The organism is Pseudodesulfovibrio pelocollis (assembly GCF_030282845.1).
In the GTDB taxonomy this organism is placed as follows: Bacteria; Desulfobacterota; Desulfovibrionia; order Desulfovibrionales; family Desulfovibrionaceae; genus Pseudodesulfovibrio; species Pseudodesulfovibrio pelocollis.
In genome coordinates this window covers 1-13,484 of sequence record NZ_JASTWE010000060.1, presented here as the reverse complement: position 1 = coordinate 13,484, position 13,484 = coordinate 1, and the positions used below count along the sequence as shown (strand labels likewise).

The 13,484-nt window shown below is 65.5% G+C and carries 8 protein-coding genes; 2 read left to right on the top strand and 6 right to left on the bottom strand.

What is annotated here, in order from left to right:
- The 4 genes from QQS14_RS15215 to QQS14_RS15200 form a co-directional block, all read right to left on the bottom strand.
- On the bottom strand, positions 1-309 hold a 309-nt coding region (locus QQS14_RS15215; protein ID WP_285907867.1), incomplete at its 3' end, for a PPC domain-containing DNA-binding protein.
- An 8-nt stretch (positions 310-317) separates the two neighbouring features.
- Positions 318-3,263, bottom strand: a complete 2,946-nt coding sequence (locus QQS14_RS15210) for a PD-(D/E)XK nuclease family protein (protein ID WP_285907866.1) — start codon at positions 3,261-3,263, stop codon at positions 318-320.
- Positions 3,264-6,428 (bottom strand): UvrD-helicase domain-containing protein, encoded by a 3,165-nt coding sequence (locus QQS14_RS15205; protein ID WP_285907865.1) that lies wholly within the window; start codon positions 6,426-6,428, stop codon positions 3,264-3,266.
- A gap of 120 nt (positions 6,429-6,548) precedes the next feature.
- Positions 6,549-7,442 carry a DMT family transporter gene (locus QQS14_RS15200; RefSeq protein ID WP_285907868.1) on the bottom strand — a complete coding sequence of 298 codons (894 nt, stop codon included), beginning with the start codon at positions 7,440-7,442 and terminating at the stop codon, positions 6,549-6,551.
- A 169-nt stretch (positions 7,443-7,611) separates the two neighbouring features.
- Between QQS14_RS15200 and QQS14_RS15195 the strand changes: the two genes are divergently transcribed.
- The gene (locus QQS14_RS15195; RefSeq protein ID WP_285907864.1) at positions 7,612-8,475 is read left to right on the top strand and encodes an RluA family pseudouridine synthase; all 864 of its coding nucleotides are present in this window, start codon (positions 7,612-7,614) and stop codon (positions 8,473-8,475) included.
- 69 nt (positions 8,476-8,544) lie between these two features.
- On the opposite strand, the gene QQS14_RS15190 is transcribed toward QQS14_RS15195, so the two are convergent.
- The gene (locus tag QQS14_RS15190) at positions 8,545-10,014 is read right to left on the bottom strand and encodes a 30S ribosomal protein S1 (protein WP_285907863.1); all 1,470 of its coding nucleotides are present in this window, start codon (positions 10,012-10,014) and stop codon (positions 8,545-8,547) included.
- Positions 10,015-10,038: 24 nt separating this feature from the next.
- A complete protein-coding gene (gene ftsY, locus QQS14_RS15185; RefSeq protein WP_285907862.1) occupies positions 10,039-11,469 on the bottom strand; it encodes a signal recognition particle-docking protein FtsY in 1,431 nt (476 codons plus the stop codon).
- Between the two features lie 152 nt (positions 11,470-11,621).
- Between ftsY and asnS the strand changes: the two genes are divergently transcribed.
- Complete coding sequence (gene asnS / locus QQS14_RS15180) at positions 11,622-12,989, top strand: asparagine--tRNA ligase (protein ID WP_285907861.1); 1,368 nt, start codon at positions 11,622-11,624, stop codon at positions 12,987-12,989.
- The last annotated feature ends 495 nt before the right edge of the window (positions 12,990-13,484 follow it).

The following is a 13,484-nucleotide window of genomic DNA, read 5'->3' as shown; positions in this document are numbered from 1 at the left end:
GTGGCCCTCGCGGCCCAGGGCGGCGTGCATGTGCAGAACCGTTGCGCCGTCCTCGCCCGGAAAGAGCGTGCCCACGGCAGCCACCTCGTGGGGCGCGGCAATGGCGTGGAGCATGGGGTCGATGACCGGGGCATCGCCGTCCCGGGGACCGACCACGATGTTGCCCCGGCCCACGCCGCCGATCATCAGGCACAGGCCGCTTGTCACGCCGTGTTCGCGGGCAAAGGATTCAATGCTGTCCGGGACCCGCTCCCCGTCCTCAAGGCGCAGGGTGAAGACCCGGCCGAGGCTGCCTTGGCTATATTGCATGGTTTCTCCTATCGGCCGCAGGGGCCTTTGAAGGCGCAGTAGTCGCAGTTGCGCGATGGCCGGGCCGGGAACTCTCCGGCACCGAGCATGTGGCGGACCAGGGTTTCGATGAGCATGGGGATGGACTCGTCCACTGTCTCGGCGCGTTCCTCGTCATTCCATTTGGGGCCGAAGAGGCGTTCGATACTGCCGTCTTCGGCCAGTTTGATCAAGCCCGCGTCGTAAGGGGTTTCGCCCTGGCTGCGGGCATAAAGATGCAGGTAGACTGGCAGCTGGACGCTGCGCAGGCTCCCGGCCAGATCGGCCAGCAGGGCCGGGTCCGGGTCGGCCGGACCTGGAGCGGCCGTGTTGAAGCCCTCAATGCGCGTCCACAGGTCATCGTCGTTCCAGAAGGATTTCCTGGGAACCGTCACCGAGCCGGTCTTGTAGTCGAGGATCATCACGCCCTCGGTCCGGCGCTCGACGCGGTCAAGGAACCCCTGGAGCCGGATGGACCGGCCCGCGACAGCCACGGTGGTCTCCAGCCGCTGTTCCAGTCCCAGGAGGATGGCCGGTTCCTGGGAGGCAACAAAGGCCGCCAGCCGGTGGCGTCCGGTCATGAGCAGGGCCATGCGGGTGTCAACCGGCAGTTGGCGGAAGAGGTCGCTCGCTCGCAGCCGCTCCTCGTACAGGGTCATCAGGGGCAGCGGATCGAGGTTGGCCAGGTCTGTGCCCAGGCCGATGTGGGGGGTGAGGAATTCGCGCAGCACCTCGTGGATCAGCGAGCCGAACTCGCCCCGGTCGCCGTCCTCGGCCACCTGATCCACAGGCCGGACATTGCTCAGGTATTCGTAGTGGAACCGCTTGGGGCAGTTCAGGTAGAGGTCGAGGGTCGAGGGCGACAGGCCGCGCCGCTCCAGGGTGCGGTGAAGCGCTTCGCGCACGGCCGGGGTGACTTGGATGGGGCTTGGCGAGGCAGGCACCGCGCCAGCGGCAAAGGTCATGGTCCGGATGATCGGGTCTCCCGGCTCCACGAGCCGTTTCTGGCGCTTTTCCCGCTCCCACAGCAATTGTTCCACGTAGCGGCTGCGCACGCTTTTCTGGTCCAGCAGGCCGGGCTGGATGCCGCTCTGGTAGTAGATGACCGCCTCGTCGGCCCCCATGAGCAGCCGGTGGAAGTTGTAGCCCGAGACATTGTCGCGCTGGCGGGCGTCGGGCAGGCCGAGCAGCCGCCGCAGCGGATCGGGCAGGAGCGGGTCAAAGGGGTTGGTCCCGGGCAGCCGCTCCTCCACGGCGTCGAGGATGTGCAGGCGGCGGAAATGGAGCAGCCGGGTTTCGAGCACGCCGAGCACCTGGAGTCCGGCCAGTGGCTCCGGCTCGAAGGACACGCGCTCCTGGGAGAGCATGACCCGCAGCATGGAGAAGAGGGTCGGGCGGCTCAGCGGCAGACCGCTCGCCTCGGCCCCGCGCAACTGCGGCACCACCGACGAGGTCAGGCGGAAAAGGCATTCGGCGTCCACCAGATAGGTGTGCCACAGCCGTTCTCCCTGGGCGTGGAGCATGGCCGCCAGCCCGGCCAGGGCATCGCCCAGGTCGTCCAGGGAGGCGGCGCGCTCAAAGGGTGTCAGGCAGTGGTGGAGCACGGCCAGCCGCAGGGGCTCGGCCACGGCCTCGTCCACGCCGTCGAGGATGTCGTCGCCATAGGGCGGCTGCCAGGCCAGGGGGTCGAGATGGCGCTCGCCGGTGCGGATGACCGCCTCCCAGACGTGGAAGAGCTTGCGCAGCGGCCTGTCCTCAGGGCCGAGCAGCCGCAGATAGGGATGGCGGATCAGGGCGATGAGGTCGCGCCAGTGGTAGCGGCCGTCGTCCAGCCGGTTTTCCTGGAGGGTCAGGATGGTCTCCACCAGCCGGGCCAGGGCCGTGCGCTCCAGGGGGTAGCCCATGGAGATGTTGGGGTCGCCCGCGGGCAGATGGTGGAGCACGGGCATGAGTGCGCCTTCGTCGGGCAGGACCACGGCGGTGTCGTCCAGCCCGTTGTCCGTGGCCTCACTGCGGGCCGATTCAAGCTCCTCGGCCAGGGCGGCCAGTTGCGAGTGGCGGTCAAAGCCCTCGCAGAACCTGATGACCGGCTCGCCAGCCGGGGCGTCCTCGCCGGGCGGAATCTCGGCCCGGGTTCGCCAGCGGGCGAGCCAAGCCGTGTGTTCGGCAGTAGCCCAGTGGGGCGTGCCTACTGTGGTCAAGTGGGCTGTGTCGCCCGAGGCCAGGGCCGGGTCCGAGTGGATGATCGGGTGGAGCAGGCCATCCTCCCACAGCCGCCGGAACAGGGTGTCCTCGGCCCCGCTCAGGGCGTAGAACCCGGCGGCCAGAATGGGCGAGCCCGCCAGATGGTCGGCCACGGCGTTGATGTGGGCGGTGACGAAGCGCCAGTCCATGCCCGGGGTGGTCCAGTCGCGCTCCGAGAGGGCGGCCACGTAGCGGCGGTGGATGGCCGAGAGCTGTTCGAGCAGGGCCGCAGCGTAGGGCGACACCTCGCCCTCCATGTAGGCGAGATCGTCGGGCTCCGCGTTCTGGCGCAACAGGTCGTCTGCCAGCCGGGCCAGCCGGATGCCCCAGGGCAGGAAGGCCTCGCGGTCCATCTCGGGCAGCCGGGCCAGCAGGCCGCGCCCATCGCGGCGCAGGTCGCCGACAACTTCACGCAGCAGTTCCACCAGATCGAGCCGGTTGGCCGGGATCACGGCCCGGTCCGTGAGATCGCGCCGCAGCCCGGTCACGAAGTCGGCGATGGAGGCCATGCGCGGCAGGAAGACCGGACGCTTCAGGTTGGCGTGGTCGCGCAGGAACGCCTTGAGGTAGCGGCGCGGCCGGTTGTGGGGAAAGAGCACGGTCAGTTGGCCAAGGTCGTCGCGCGCGGCCAGCAGCCGCCCGAGGGCCGGGATGAAGTCCGCCTGCCAGGGGATGAGGGTGAGGGTACGCATCTATGCCCCCCTCTCCACGCGGTGGATCTGGCGCAGGTCGAGATAGACGAGATAGCCGTGAACCGGGCCGGTGACGCCGGGCATGGCTTCGAGGATGCGCATGTAGTCGAGGACCTGTTCCCGGTTCTTTGGCGAGGGCTGGCCGGTCTTGAAGTCGGCCACCACGGTGCCCTCGCCCTGGTGGAGCAGGTCCAGTCGCTTGAAGCTGCCGTCCGCATCCATGATCTCGGGCTCGCGCCGCCCCTGGGCCAGCCATTGGCGCAGATCGTCGCGGCTCAGGGCCCACAGGGTCATTTCCCGCAGTTCTTCCTTGAGCCGGGCCAGTTCGTCGCGGCCCAGGGCGTCCAGGGCCGGGAAGTCGCTCACGGCCAGCCGCACGGCGCGCTCGGCGTCGGCGGCATCGTCGTCCGTGACGCGCACGTGCTCCATGGCCCGGTGCGCCACCTCGCCGCGCATGCGCTCGTTGTAGAAGTATTGGTCGAGGTTGTGGCGGTAGACTCGCAGCCTGGGCAGCCAGTCCATGAGCCGGATTGCCTCAGCATCCGGTATGGGGTCGAGGGGGCTGGATTCGGAGGTTGTCGGTCCCGGCGCGGGCCGTGTGCTGGTGGCGGGCGGTTGGCCGCGCTCGAAGACGTCCGGGCCATCTGGGTCGAGGAAACGGTTCATGGCCGCCAGGGCGGGCGAGCCAGCGGGCTTTTCGGTGAAAAAGCCGTAGAGCTCCTCGCGGGCGCGGGTCCAGGCCACATAGAGCAGGTTGAGCTGCTCGCGCACGGATCGGCCCAGGCTGGCGAAGTAGGGCTGCCCCATGCTTTTTCCAAGGGGCGCGAGCAGGCGTGAGCCCTTGTGGCGACGGATTTCGTAGTCCCTGTCCGTGTCGGCCGTCCAGTTGTGGAAGGGGACGATGACCACAGGAAATTCGAGGCCCTTGGCCTTGTGGATGGTCATGATGCGCACGGCGTCGATGTTCTCGGGCAGGGGCACCTTTTCCTGATCCGACTTCTCGGCCCAGAATTCGAGGAAGGCGGACAGGGAGCCGTGGCCATTCTCCTCGGCCAGGTGGACCACTTCGAGGAAGCGGCGCAGGTACAGCTCGGCCTGGGGGTGGCGCTCGAAGGCGCGGAAGACTCGCATGGCCTCGCTGGTTAGGTCGTAGGGGGTCATCAGCCCGGACTGATTGTAGAAGGGTTCGATGAGCCGCTGCCACGGCCCGGGGAAGTCCTCGCGGAACTGGACACCCAGGGGGCGCTTGCGCGGGCGCATGAGCCAGTCCTGAAACTCGGCCGGGGTGATGCCCGCCTCGGCCAGGAACAGCTCCTCGCCCGAGGCAAAGGTGAGAAAGGCCACGTCGTCGCGGGGATAGTCGAGGAAGGCGAGCAAGGCCGCCAGTTGGCGCACCAGGGGATGGCGGTCGAGCTGGAGGCTGTTCTCGGTGATGACCGGGATGCCCTTGGTCACGAGCAGGTCGCAGACCAGGGCGGCGTGTTTGTGAGAGCGCACCAGCACGGCCATGTCGCGGAAGGGGCGGCGGGCGCACAGGTCGTCCATGAGGGCGTCCAGCGCCTCCAGGGTCTGTTCCTCCACCTCGTCCGCCTTGCCGCCGGGCAAGCGCTCCATGCGCACAAACCCGCCGGTGCCCAGATTCTTGTCCGGTATCGACTGGGCGCAGTCGGCAAAGGTGCTGGCCATGTCCAGGGCGAAATCGGCCCGGAAGTCGTCCGGGGCGTCGCGCAGCAGGGCGTCAGCCAGTTCGCGGGCCAACTCCGGGTCTTCAAGGTGGCCAAAGAAGTCGTTGTTGAAGGCGACCACGGTCTCGAAGCTGCGCCAGTTGTCGGGCAGGGTGTCGCTGTCGGCGGTCTGGGCCAGGGCGGCGAGATCGGGCTGGGTCATGACATCGTCGAAGAGGGCGCTGTCACCCCCGCGCCAGCCGTAGATGGCCTGCTTGACGTCGCCCACATAGAAGAGCGAGCCGCCCTTGGCCAGACACTCCTGGGCCAGGGGCGTCACCGCCCGCCACTGGTCGCGGCTGGTATCCTGAAACTCGTCCACCAGCAGGTGGTGCAGGCGGCAGCCCATGCGGCAATACGCCTCGGACACGGCCTCGTCGTGGGCGAGCAGGTCATTGACAAACCCGGCCAGGGCCGAGCCGAGGACCAGCCCGTGCTGCTTTTGCAGAACGGTCATGCCGTTAAGCAGCCGCTGGGCGATGGCGATGGCCGGGGCAAGGAAGTACGCGCCCGAGAGCACGGCGTGGTCCGCGCCATAGGTCTGCCACGCCCCTTGCAGGTGGAAATAGAAGGATTCGGAGCGGTCATCCACCAGCCCGTGGCCTTTTTTCAGCACGCAGTCGGCAAAGGTGGGCTTTTGGATCATGGCTGAATCGGGCACCGGGTCGAAGAGGGCCAGGGACTCGCATTTGGTCAGGAATTTCGAGAAATTGGCGTTGAGCGGAATGTCCTGCCCGTCGATGTGCCCGCGCATGGCCGCCACGGCTCGCTGGAATTCGGCATGGGCGGCGGCAAGCATCTGCCTGATGGTTTCCTGGTCCGTCTCGATGGGGCCGGTCTGGTCGCGCAGGAAGGTGGAGAGCTTGCGTAGCCGGTCGCGCACCGTGTCCTGGAGCCAGAAGCTCCGCCGTCCCTCGGCCAGGAGCATGGTCTGCATGGCCTCGAAGAGCAGGTCGCGCTCCGGGCAGTCGCTGTCGCACAGGCTGGTGAAGTGTTCGTAGACGGTGTCGAACAGGGCCTGCTCGTCAAAGGCGATCTGGAAATCCGGGCGGATGCCGAATTCCAGGGCGAACAGACGCAGGAGCAGGGCCAGCAGCGAGTCGATGGTTCGGATGTTGAGCCGGTGGTAGCGGCGCAGGATGGATTCCAGCGCTCTGGCCGCAGCCTCGGGCGTTCCCCCGGTCGCTTGCCCGGCGGTGTCCATGCCGAGTGCGCCGAGCTTGAGGCCCCTGACCACGCGCTCCTTCATTTCCGTGGCCGCCTTGTTGGTGAAGGTCACGGCCATGATCTCGGGCCAGGCGTAGCCCCGGCCCGGGCGGCCAGCGCAGGCGAAGGGCCGGGCGTTTTCGTCCGCCCCGTCGAGCAGGGCGAGGAAGCGGCGGGTGAGCTGAAAGGTCTTGCCCGATCCGGCGGACGCCTTGACCTGCTTGAGTTCCGACATGGTTGGTATTGCTCCCTGGCTGTGTGCCGTGCCAAATTGCGGGCGGTTGCCGGGTCGGTTATGCGGCGTTGCCCTTCATGTCTTGGCCCTTCATGTCCTGGGCCTTCATGTTTTGGGCCGTCATGCCTTGGGCGGCGCGGTCCGGGCCGGGGCCGAGCCCGACGAGAGGACCACCAGGATCACGGCCCCGATGATCAGGCAACTGCCGAAATAGCCCAGCAGGGAGAAGGTCTCCCCGAACAGGAAATAGGCGAACACGGCCGCCACCAGCGGCTCGAAGGTGGCGATGACCGCAGCCCGGGTGGCCTCCAGCCGCTTCAGGCCCGCATAGTAGGCCGAGAAGGCCCCGTAGGTGGTCACTGCGGCCATGAGCACGAGCATGGTCCAGGCATACCCGGATTTGGGCTGGAAATCCACGAAGGGCAGGAGCAGGAGCGCGCCAAAGGGCAGGGCGTACACGAAGATGGTCGGCGTATGGTAGCGGTGGAGATACTTCTTACCGAAGATGTAGTAGAGGGCGTAGGTGAAACCCGAGAGCAGTCCGGCCCCGAGGCCCAGGAGGCTGATATCAAGGGGCGCGCCGCTGGTCAGCTTTGGCCCCAGGCTTATGCAGGCCACGCCGATGATGGTCATGAACACGCAGCCAGCCTTGATCGGGGTCATGCCTTCCTTGAGCACCAGCCAGGAGAGGAAGGCCACCCAGGCCGGGGCCGTGTACAGGAGCACGGCGGCCATGGCCATACCCACGTCGCGGATGGCCACCTGATACGCGCCGTAGAACAGGGTCACGCAGATGAAGCCGAAGCCGAACAGGGCGGGCAGGTCGCCCCGGGTGACGCGGGTCTGTTTCATGACCAGGGCGTGGACCAGGAACATCAGCCAGCCGAACATGGCCCGCCAGAAGGCGATCTCCAGGGCCGAAACGCCCTGGGACAGCACCTCCTTGGCGAAGATGCCGATGACGCCCCACATGAAGGCGGCCGCGAGAACGAAGAGCAGACCGCGAATATCCATCATTCAAAGCCCGTGGAGGTGAGAGTGGGCAGGGGGAAGGCGTGCATGAAGTCTCCTGGCGAACGGGGTGTTTGGCGCTGCGCCACTCTGGTCTAGAGGTTTTCGCCGTCTGCGTCAAAGGGGAGATAAATCCTTGCTCGTCAGAGTCTTGTGAGGATAGGGTGGAGCCATGCCCAGGCAGGATGAGTACACCATTGACCAATCCCTGGCCGGAGCCCGGCTGGACCGGGCCGTGGCCCGACTTGTGCCGGACTCGGGCCTTCGCCTACGGCGTCGGCTGTGCGAGGCGGGCCGGGTTGCGGTGGATGGTCGTGCCAGGGGGCCGGGCTACAAGGTGCGGCCGGGACAGATCATTGCGCTCCTTGCGTCCGAATCCAACAATCAGGAGAATACCATGCCCGACGACCAATCCGGTATCCGCGTCATCGAAGGCACCCCCATGCTGGCCGCCGTGTACAAGCCGGGCGGGCTGCACTCCGCGTCCGTGGCGGGCAAACCCGGCGCGAGCGTGGAAGGGGCGCTATCCGGTCTTTTCCCCGATGCCGAGCCGGTGCTGCTCAACCGGCTGGATTTCCTGACCTCCGGTCTGCTCCTGGTGGCCATGACCCCGGCCGGGGCCGAAGCGTATCGCGCTGCTGAGGACGCGGGCGGGGTGCGCAAGTTCTATCTCGCCCAGGTGCATGGCCGACTCGACGGCATGACCACGGTGCGCCGCCGCCTCGACACCGATGACCGGCCCACCACCCGCGTGCTGGACGAGGACGACCCGGACCCGCGCCGCTGGACCGACGTCACCGCAATGGCCCACGATCACGCGGCAGACACCACCCTGGTGCGCTGCCTGATCATGAAGGGAGCGCGTCACCAGATCAGGGCGCATCTGGCCAGCCTGGGCCATCCCATTGTCGGTGATCCGCTCTATGGGGAACCTGTCGGGGATGAGTCCGGCGCGAGCGGGCCGGTCATGTTTCTGCACCACCAGCGCGTCGAGTTGCCGGGGTTTGAGGCCCAGGTCGAACCGCCGTGGTCGTGATGTCTTGCAGGCAAAAGGCCCGGTCCGCGTGATGCGGGCCGGGCCTTTTCGATTCATTCGGACGGGATGCTATTTCTTCTTGTTTAGGGCTTCCTGGAGCTTGGTGCCGAGCATGCCCATGCCGGACGGGGCCGCCACGGTCTGCTTGGCGGGCGCGAACTGCTTCCAGTCGCCATCCTCGCGGGCGTCGCCCGTGGTCAGGGATATCTTGCGCTCCGCTGCCTTGACCTCGCCGATGACCACCTCCACGGTGTCGCCGGAGTGGAGCTTCTCAAAGGCGGCCGGGTTCTCGCTGCGGGCGAGGACCGACTTGGGCAGCAGGCCGGTGATGCCCGGCTCAAGCTGGATGAAGATGCCGAACTGCTCCTGCTTCTCCACCACGCCCTGCACCCGCTGGCCCGGGCGGTATTTCTCGACCACCTCCATCCACGGATCGCCCTCGGCGTCCTTCATGGACAGGCCGATGCGGCGGGTCTCGGGGTCGATGGACTTGATCTTGACGGCCACCTGCTGGCCTTCGGACACGAAGTCCGCAGGCTTGTTGACGCGCTTGGTGTAGCTCATCTCCGAGACGTGGACCAGACCGTCCACGCCCGGGGCGATCTCCACGAAGGCACCGAAATCGGCCAGCCGCACCACCTTGCCCGTGACCTTGTCGCCCTCGGCAAAGGTGGCGGAGAGGGTGTCCCAGGGGTCCTGGGCCAGTTCCTTCATGGAAAGGGAAATCTTGAGCTTGTCGGCCTTGCCCGTCTGCTCGATGCCCACGATCTTGGCCGAGACCCGCTGGCCCACGCTGACGGCCTCTTCTGGATGCCCGACCCGGGCATGGGAGAGCTGGGAGATGTGGACCAATCCGTCCAGGCCCGGCATGATCTCGACAAAGGCACCGAACGGGGCGAGCCGGGTGACGGTGCCCTCGATCACATCGCCCACCTTGGTCTCGGAGACGAAGGCGGCGGTGGACTCGGCGGACTCGCGCTCCAGCAGGTCGCGGCGTGAGACCACGATGTTGCGGCCGCGCTGCTCCAGCTTGGTGATGAGGAATTCCAGGGTCTTGCCCACGTAATCCTCGGCGTTTTCCACAAAGCGGTTGTCGATCTGGCTGACCGGACAGAAGGCGCGGTGCTGCATCACGGTGACAATGAAGCCGCCCTTGCAGGTGGAGTCCACCTTGCCTTCCACGGGCAGCCTGCCCGCCTTGGCCTCCTCCAGCATGGCCATTCCGCCGATGCCCGAGAGGGCGCGCGAGAGCTTGATGCCGCCGGAGTCGCTGCCCACGACGTACAGCTCGACCACATCGCCTTCCTTGACGGTGCAGTTGCCTTCGTCGTCCAGCATTTCCTCGCGTTCCACGATGCCGTCCAGCTTGGTGCCGGTATCGACGAAAATGGCGCTCTCGCCCACCTGAATGACGGTGCCGGACACCTTGTCGCCCACGTTGAGGGTGTCGCCGCCGCCTTCGCTGTACTGCTCGAACAGTTCGGCGAAGCTCGCCTCGCCTTCTTCCACGCCGTTTCGATCCTTGAATTCTTCGGACACGTTTTCAACCGTCTTGTAAAAGGGTTAGCTGAGCAGGGCCTTGGCAAAGTCCTTGCCGTTGAAGGGGCGTAGGTCTTCCATCTTTTCCCCCAGGCCCACAAAGGTGATGGGCAGCCTGTTCTGGAGGGTCACGGCCACCACCACGCCGCCCTTGGCCGTGCCGTCGAGTTTGGTCAATATGATCTCGTCCAGGCCCACGGCCTCGTTGAAGAGCTTGGTCTGCGAAAGGGCGTTCTGGCCGGTGGTGGCGTCGATGACCAGGACGCAGCGGTGGGGCGCGCCCGGATGCTTCTTGCCCAGCACGCGCTGCACCTTCTTCAGCTCCTCCATCAGGTTGACCTTGGTGTGGAGGCGACCGGCCGTGTCGAGCAGCAGCAGATCGTAGCCCTCGTTCACGGCCTTGTCCATGGCTTCGTAAGCCACTGCCGCCGGGTCAGACCCCTCGGCCTTGGCGAAAAATCCTGCGCCGATGCGCTTTGCCCAAACTTCAAGCTGCTCGATGGCTGCTGCCCGGAAGGTGTCGCCTGCCGCAATGAGCACCTTGCGGCCCTGCATTTGCGCCCGGTAGGCCAGTTTGGCGATGGTGGTGGTCTTGCCCACGCCGTTGACGCCGACCATCATCAGCACCTCGGGCGGGTTGACCGCCTCGATGCGCGGCGGCGTGCGGAAGATGTCTTCCAGTTCCTCGCGCAGTATCTCCTTGAAATCATCCGGGTTGTCTGTCCCGGCCTTGCGGGCGCGCACCTTGAGGTTGTCCATGAGCTGGCCCGCGGCCTCCATGCCCACGTCGGCCATGATCAGGATCTCTTCGAACCCGTCCCAGAAATCGTCATCCAGGCGGGAGTGAGACGAGAGCAGGCCGTCGATGCGCTTGGTGATCTGCTCGCGGGTCTTGGCGATGCCGTCGGAAAGTTTGAGGAAGAGCCGGTCGCGTTCGTCCTCCTCGTCCTCCAGATCCAGGGCCAGGGCCAGCCGGAATTGCAGCTCGGACCGGAAGTCGGCCACGGCCCGGTAGTCCATTTCGTCGAGCCAGGCCTCGAAGCGGCCGATGAATTCGCGCGCCTCGTCGTCGGGCGCGCCTAGCGCCTTGAAGAGAAAGGCGAGGCGCTCCCACAGCAGCGGGCCTTTCTGGTCCACGCCCTCGGTGATGATGGTCAGCCACTGCGACAGCTTCGGCTCGGCCTGGCGCAGGGCCAGGGTCAGGCCGGACTGCCAGTCGGCGGCGTCGGCCGGGGGGGGCGGGGGGGCCGGGGGACGAGCTGCGGCGTCAACGGCACTGGATTCAGGGGCGGCGGGCGCTCCGGCAGGCGGCTCTGGCGCGGCAATCGGTTCGGCAGGGGCCGACGCCGCCTCGGGCCCAGCCAGACCGTGCTCGCGCTTGTAGTCGTCCAAGGCCTGCTGCGCGATGTCCTCGGGGCTTTGCCAGACCTTTTTCAGTTTGCTGAAAAATCCCATCCGTTCCTCATAGGGTGATTGTCGTTGTGGCTCGGGCGTTTCTCATAGCTCACCTGCCATCAGGTGGCAATAGATGAAATGGATGGATCGGACCGTTGCCAAGGCGCGGCGAACCGGCTAGAACCGGGAAAAACTTTCGAGGATGGCTGAATATGAAGAGAACAAAGATACGGGCTGCCCTGGAAGCCACCGGTCCCATGGACGAGATTGTGATCATGGGCTGGGTGCGCACCAAGCGCGACAGCAAGGGCTTTTCCTTTGTGGAACTCAACGACGGCTCGACCCTGCTCAACATTCAGGCGGTCATCGACCATACCCCGGAGATCGAGGCCGCCCTGCACCGGGTTGGCACCGGGGCCTCGGTGCGCATCGGCGGGGCGCTGGTGGAATCGCCGGGCAAGGGGCAGAAGTGGGAGATCAGGGGCCGTTCCCTGGAGGTGCTCGGCGAGGCGGATCAGGAGACCTTTCCGCTCCAGAAGAAGCGCCACAGCGACGAGTTCCTGCGCACCATCGCCCACCTGCGGCCGCGCACCAACAAGTTCGGGGCCATGTTCCGCATCCGTTCCGAATTGGCCCAGGCCGTTCACAGGTTCTTTTCGGACAAGGGCTTCTTCTACATCCACACGCCCATCATCACCGGGTCAGACTGTGAGGGAGCGGGCGAGATGTTCCGTGTCACCAGCCTGGAGCCCGGCTCCGACGCATCGGCAGACAACGATTTCTTTGGCAAGCCCGCACAGCTTACGGTCTCGGGCCAGCTCTCGGCCGAGATGTTCGCCCTGTCCCTGGGCGAGGTGTACACCTTCGGCCCCACCTTCCGGGCCGAGAACTCCAACACTCCGCGCCATGTGGCCGAGTTCTGGATGATCGAGCCCGAGATGGCCTTTGCCGACCTCGCGGACGACATGGACCTGGGCGAGGAGATGGTCAAATATCTCATCACCCACATTCTTGATCATTGTCCCAACGATGTGGAACTCTTCGCCAAATGGGTGGACAAGGGTCTCATGCCGACCCTGGAGACCATCCAGGGAGAAACCTTTGAGCGGCTGCCCTACACCGAGGCCATCGACATCCTCAAGAAGGCCAAAAAGGACTTCGAGTATCCGGTGGAGTGGGGCATGGACCTGCAGACCGAGCACGAGCGGTTCCTGTGCGAGGAGCAGTTCGGCAAGCCGGTCTATGTCTACGATTACCCCAAGACCATCAAGCCGTTCTACATGCGGCTCAACGACGACGGCCGCACCGTGGCGGCCATGGACTGCCTCGTGCCGCGCATCGGTGAACTCATCGGCGGCAGCCAGCGCGAGGAGCGGCTCGATGTGCTCCTGGCGCGGATGCAGGCGATGCACCTCAGCGAGGAAGACTACTGGTGGTACCTTGACTCGCGTCGATTCGGCACGGCTCCCCACGCCGGGTTCGGCATGGGTTTTGAGCGCATGCTTATGCTCGTCACCGGCGTCACCAACATCCGCGATGTCATGCCTTTCCCCAGAACGCCCAACAGCCTGGAGTTCTAGAATCGGTATCAACGACACCCCCCTCCCAAGGCCCGGCGCAGTTTGCACCGGGCCTTGGTTTGTTTGGGAGTGCATGCGTTATTGATTGTATATGGTGCCGGGCGAGCTCGGGGGAGGGAAACGTGGCAGCTCGAAACAGGTGCTGGGCCATGAAAAACCAAAATCAATGAGGTCGTTCCCAGAACACCGCAAAAATGTGGCTGAAAATTTTTTCAAAAAAGTATTATAATTTGACAGGTTACCTTTTAGAAAATCAAAAGTCGTCATTTTCCTGGAAAAAGCGCTTGACCTCTGGAGGCGATTCACCTAGAACCTCTTTCGCCGCACGGGGAAGCCCGACAGGATGACCCGGCGGCTTGCTCTTTCTCAAGCGATAATGAATGGTTGGCCCGAAAGTAGTTTTGAGAAAAATGAAAAAAAGGGTTGACGGTCGGTCTGGAAAAACCTAGATTGTACTTTCCTGCATAGCGCAGGGCGTTCTTTGAGACGCAAGAG

Coding starts and splice junctions, on each gene's coding strand:
- QQS14_RS15210 (WP_285907866.1), bottom strand. CDS start 3,263: ATGCGTACCCTCACCCTCATCCCCTGGCAGGCGGACTTCATCCCGGCC.
- QQS14_RS15205 (WP_285907865.1), bottom strand. CDS start 6,428: ATGTCGGAACTCAAGCAGGTCAAGGCGTCCGCCGGATCGGGCAAGACC.
- QQS14_RS15200 (WP_285907868.1), bottom strand. CDS start 7,442: ATGGATATTCGCGGTCTGCTCTTCGTTCTCGCGGCCGCCTTCATGTGG.
- QQS14_RS15195 (WP_285907864.1), top strand. CDS start 7,612: ATGCCCAGGCAGGATGAGTACACCATTGACCAATCCCTGGCCGGAGCC.
- ftsY (WP_285907862.1), bottom strand. CDS start 11,469: ATGGGATTTTTCAGCAAACTGAAAAAGGTCTGGCAAAGCCCCGAGGAC.
- asnS (WP_285907861.1), top strand. CDS start 11,622: ATGAAGAGAACAAAGATACGGGCTGCCCTGGAAGCCACCGGTCCCATG.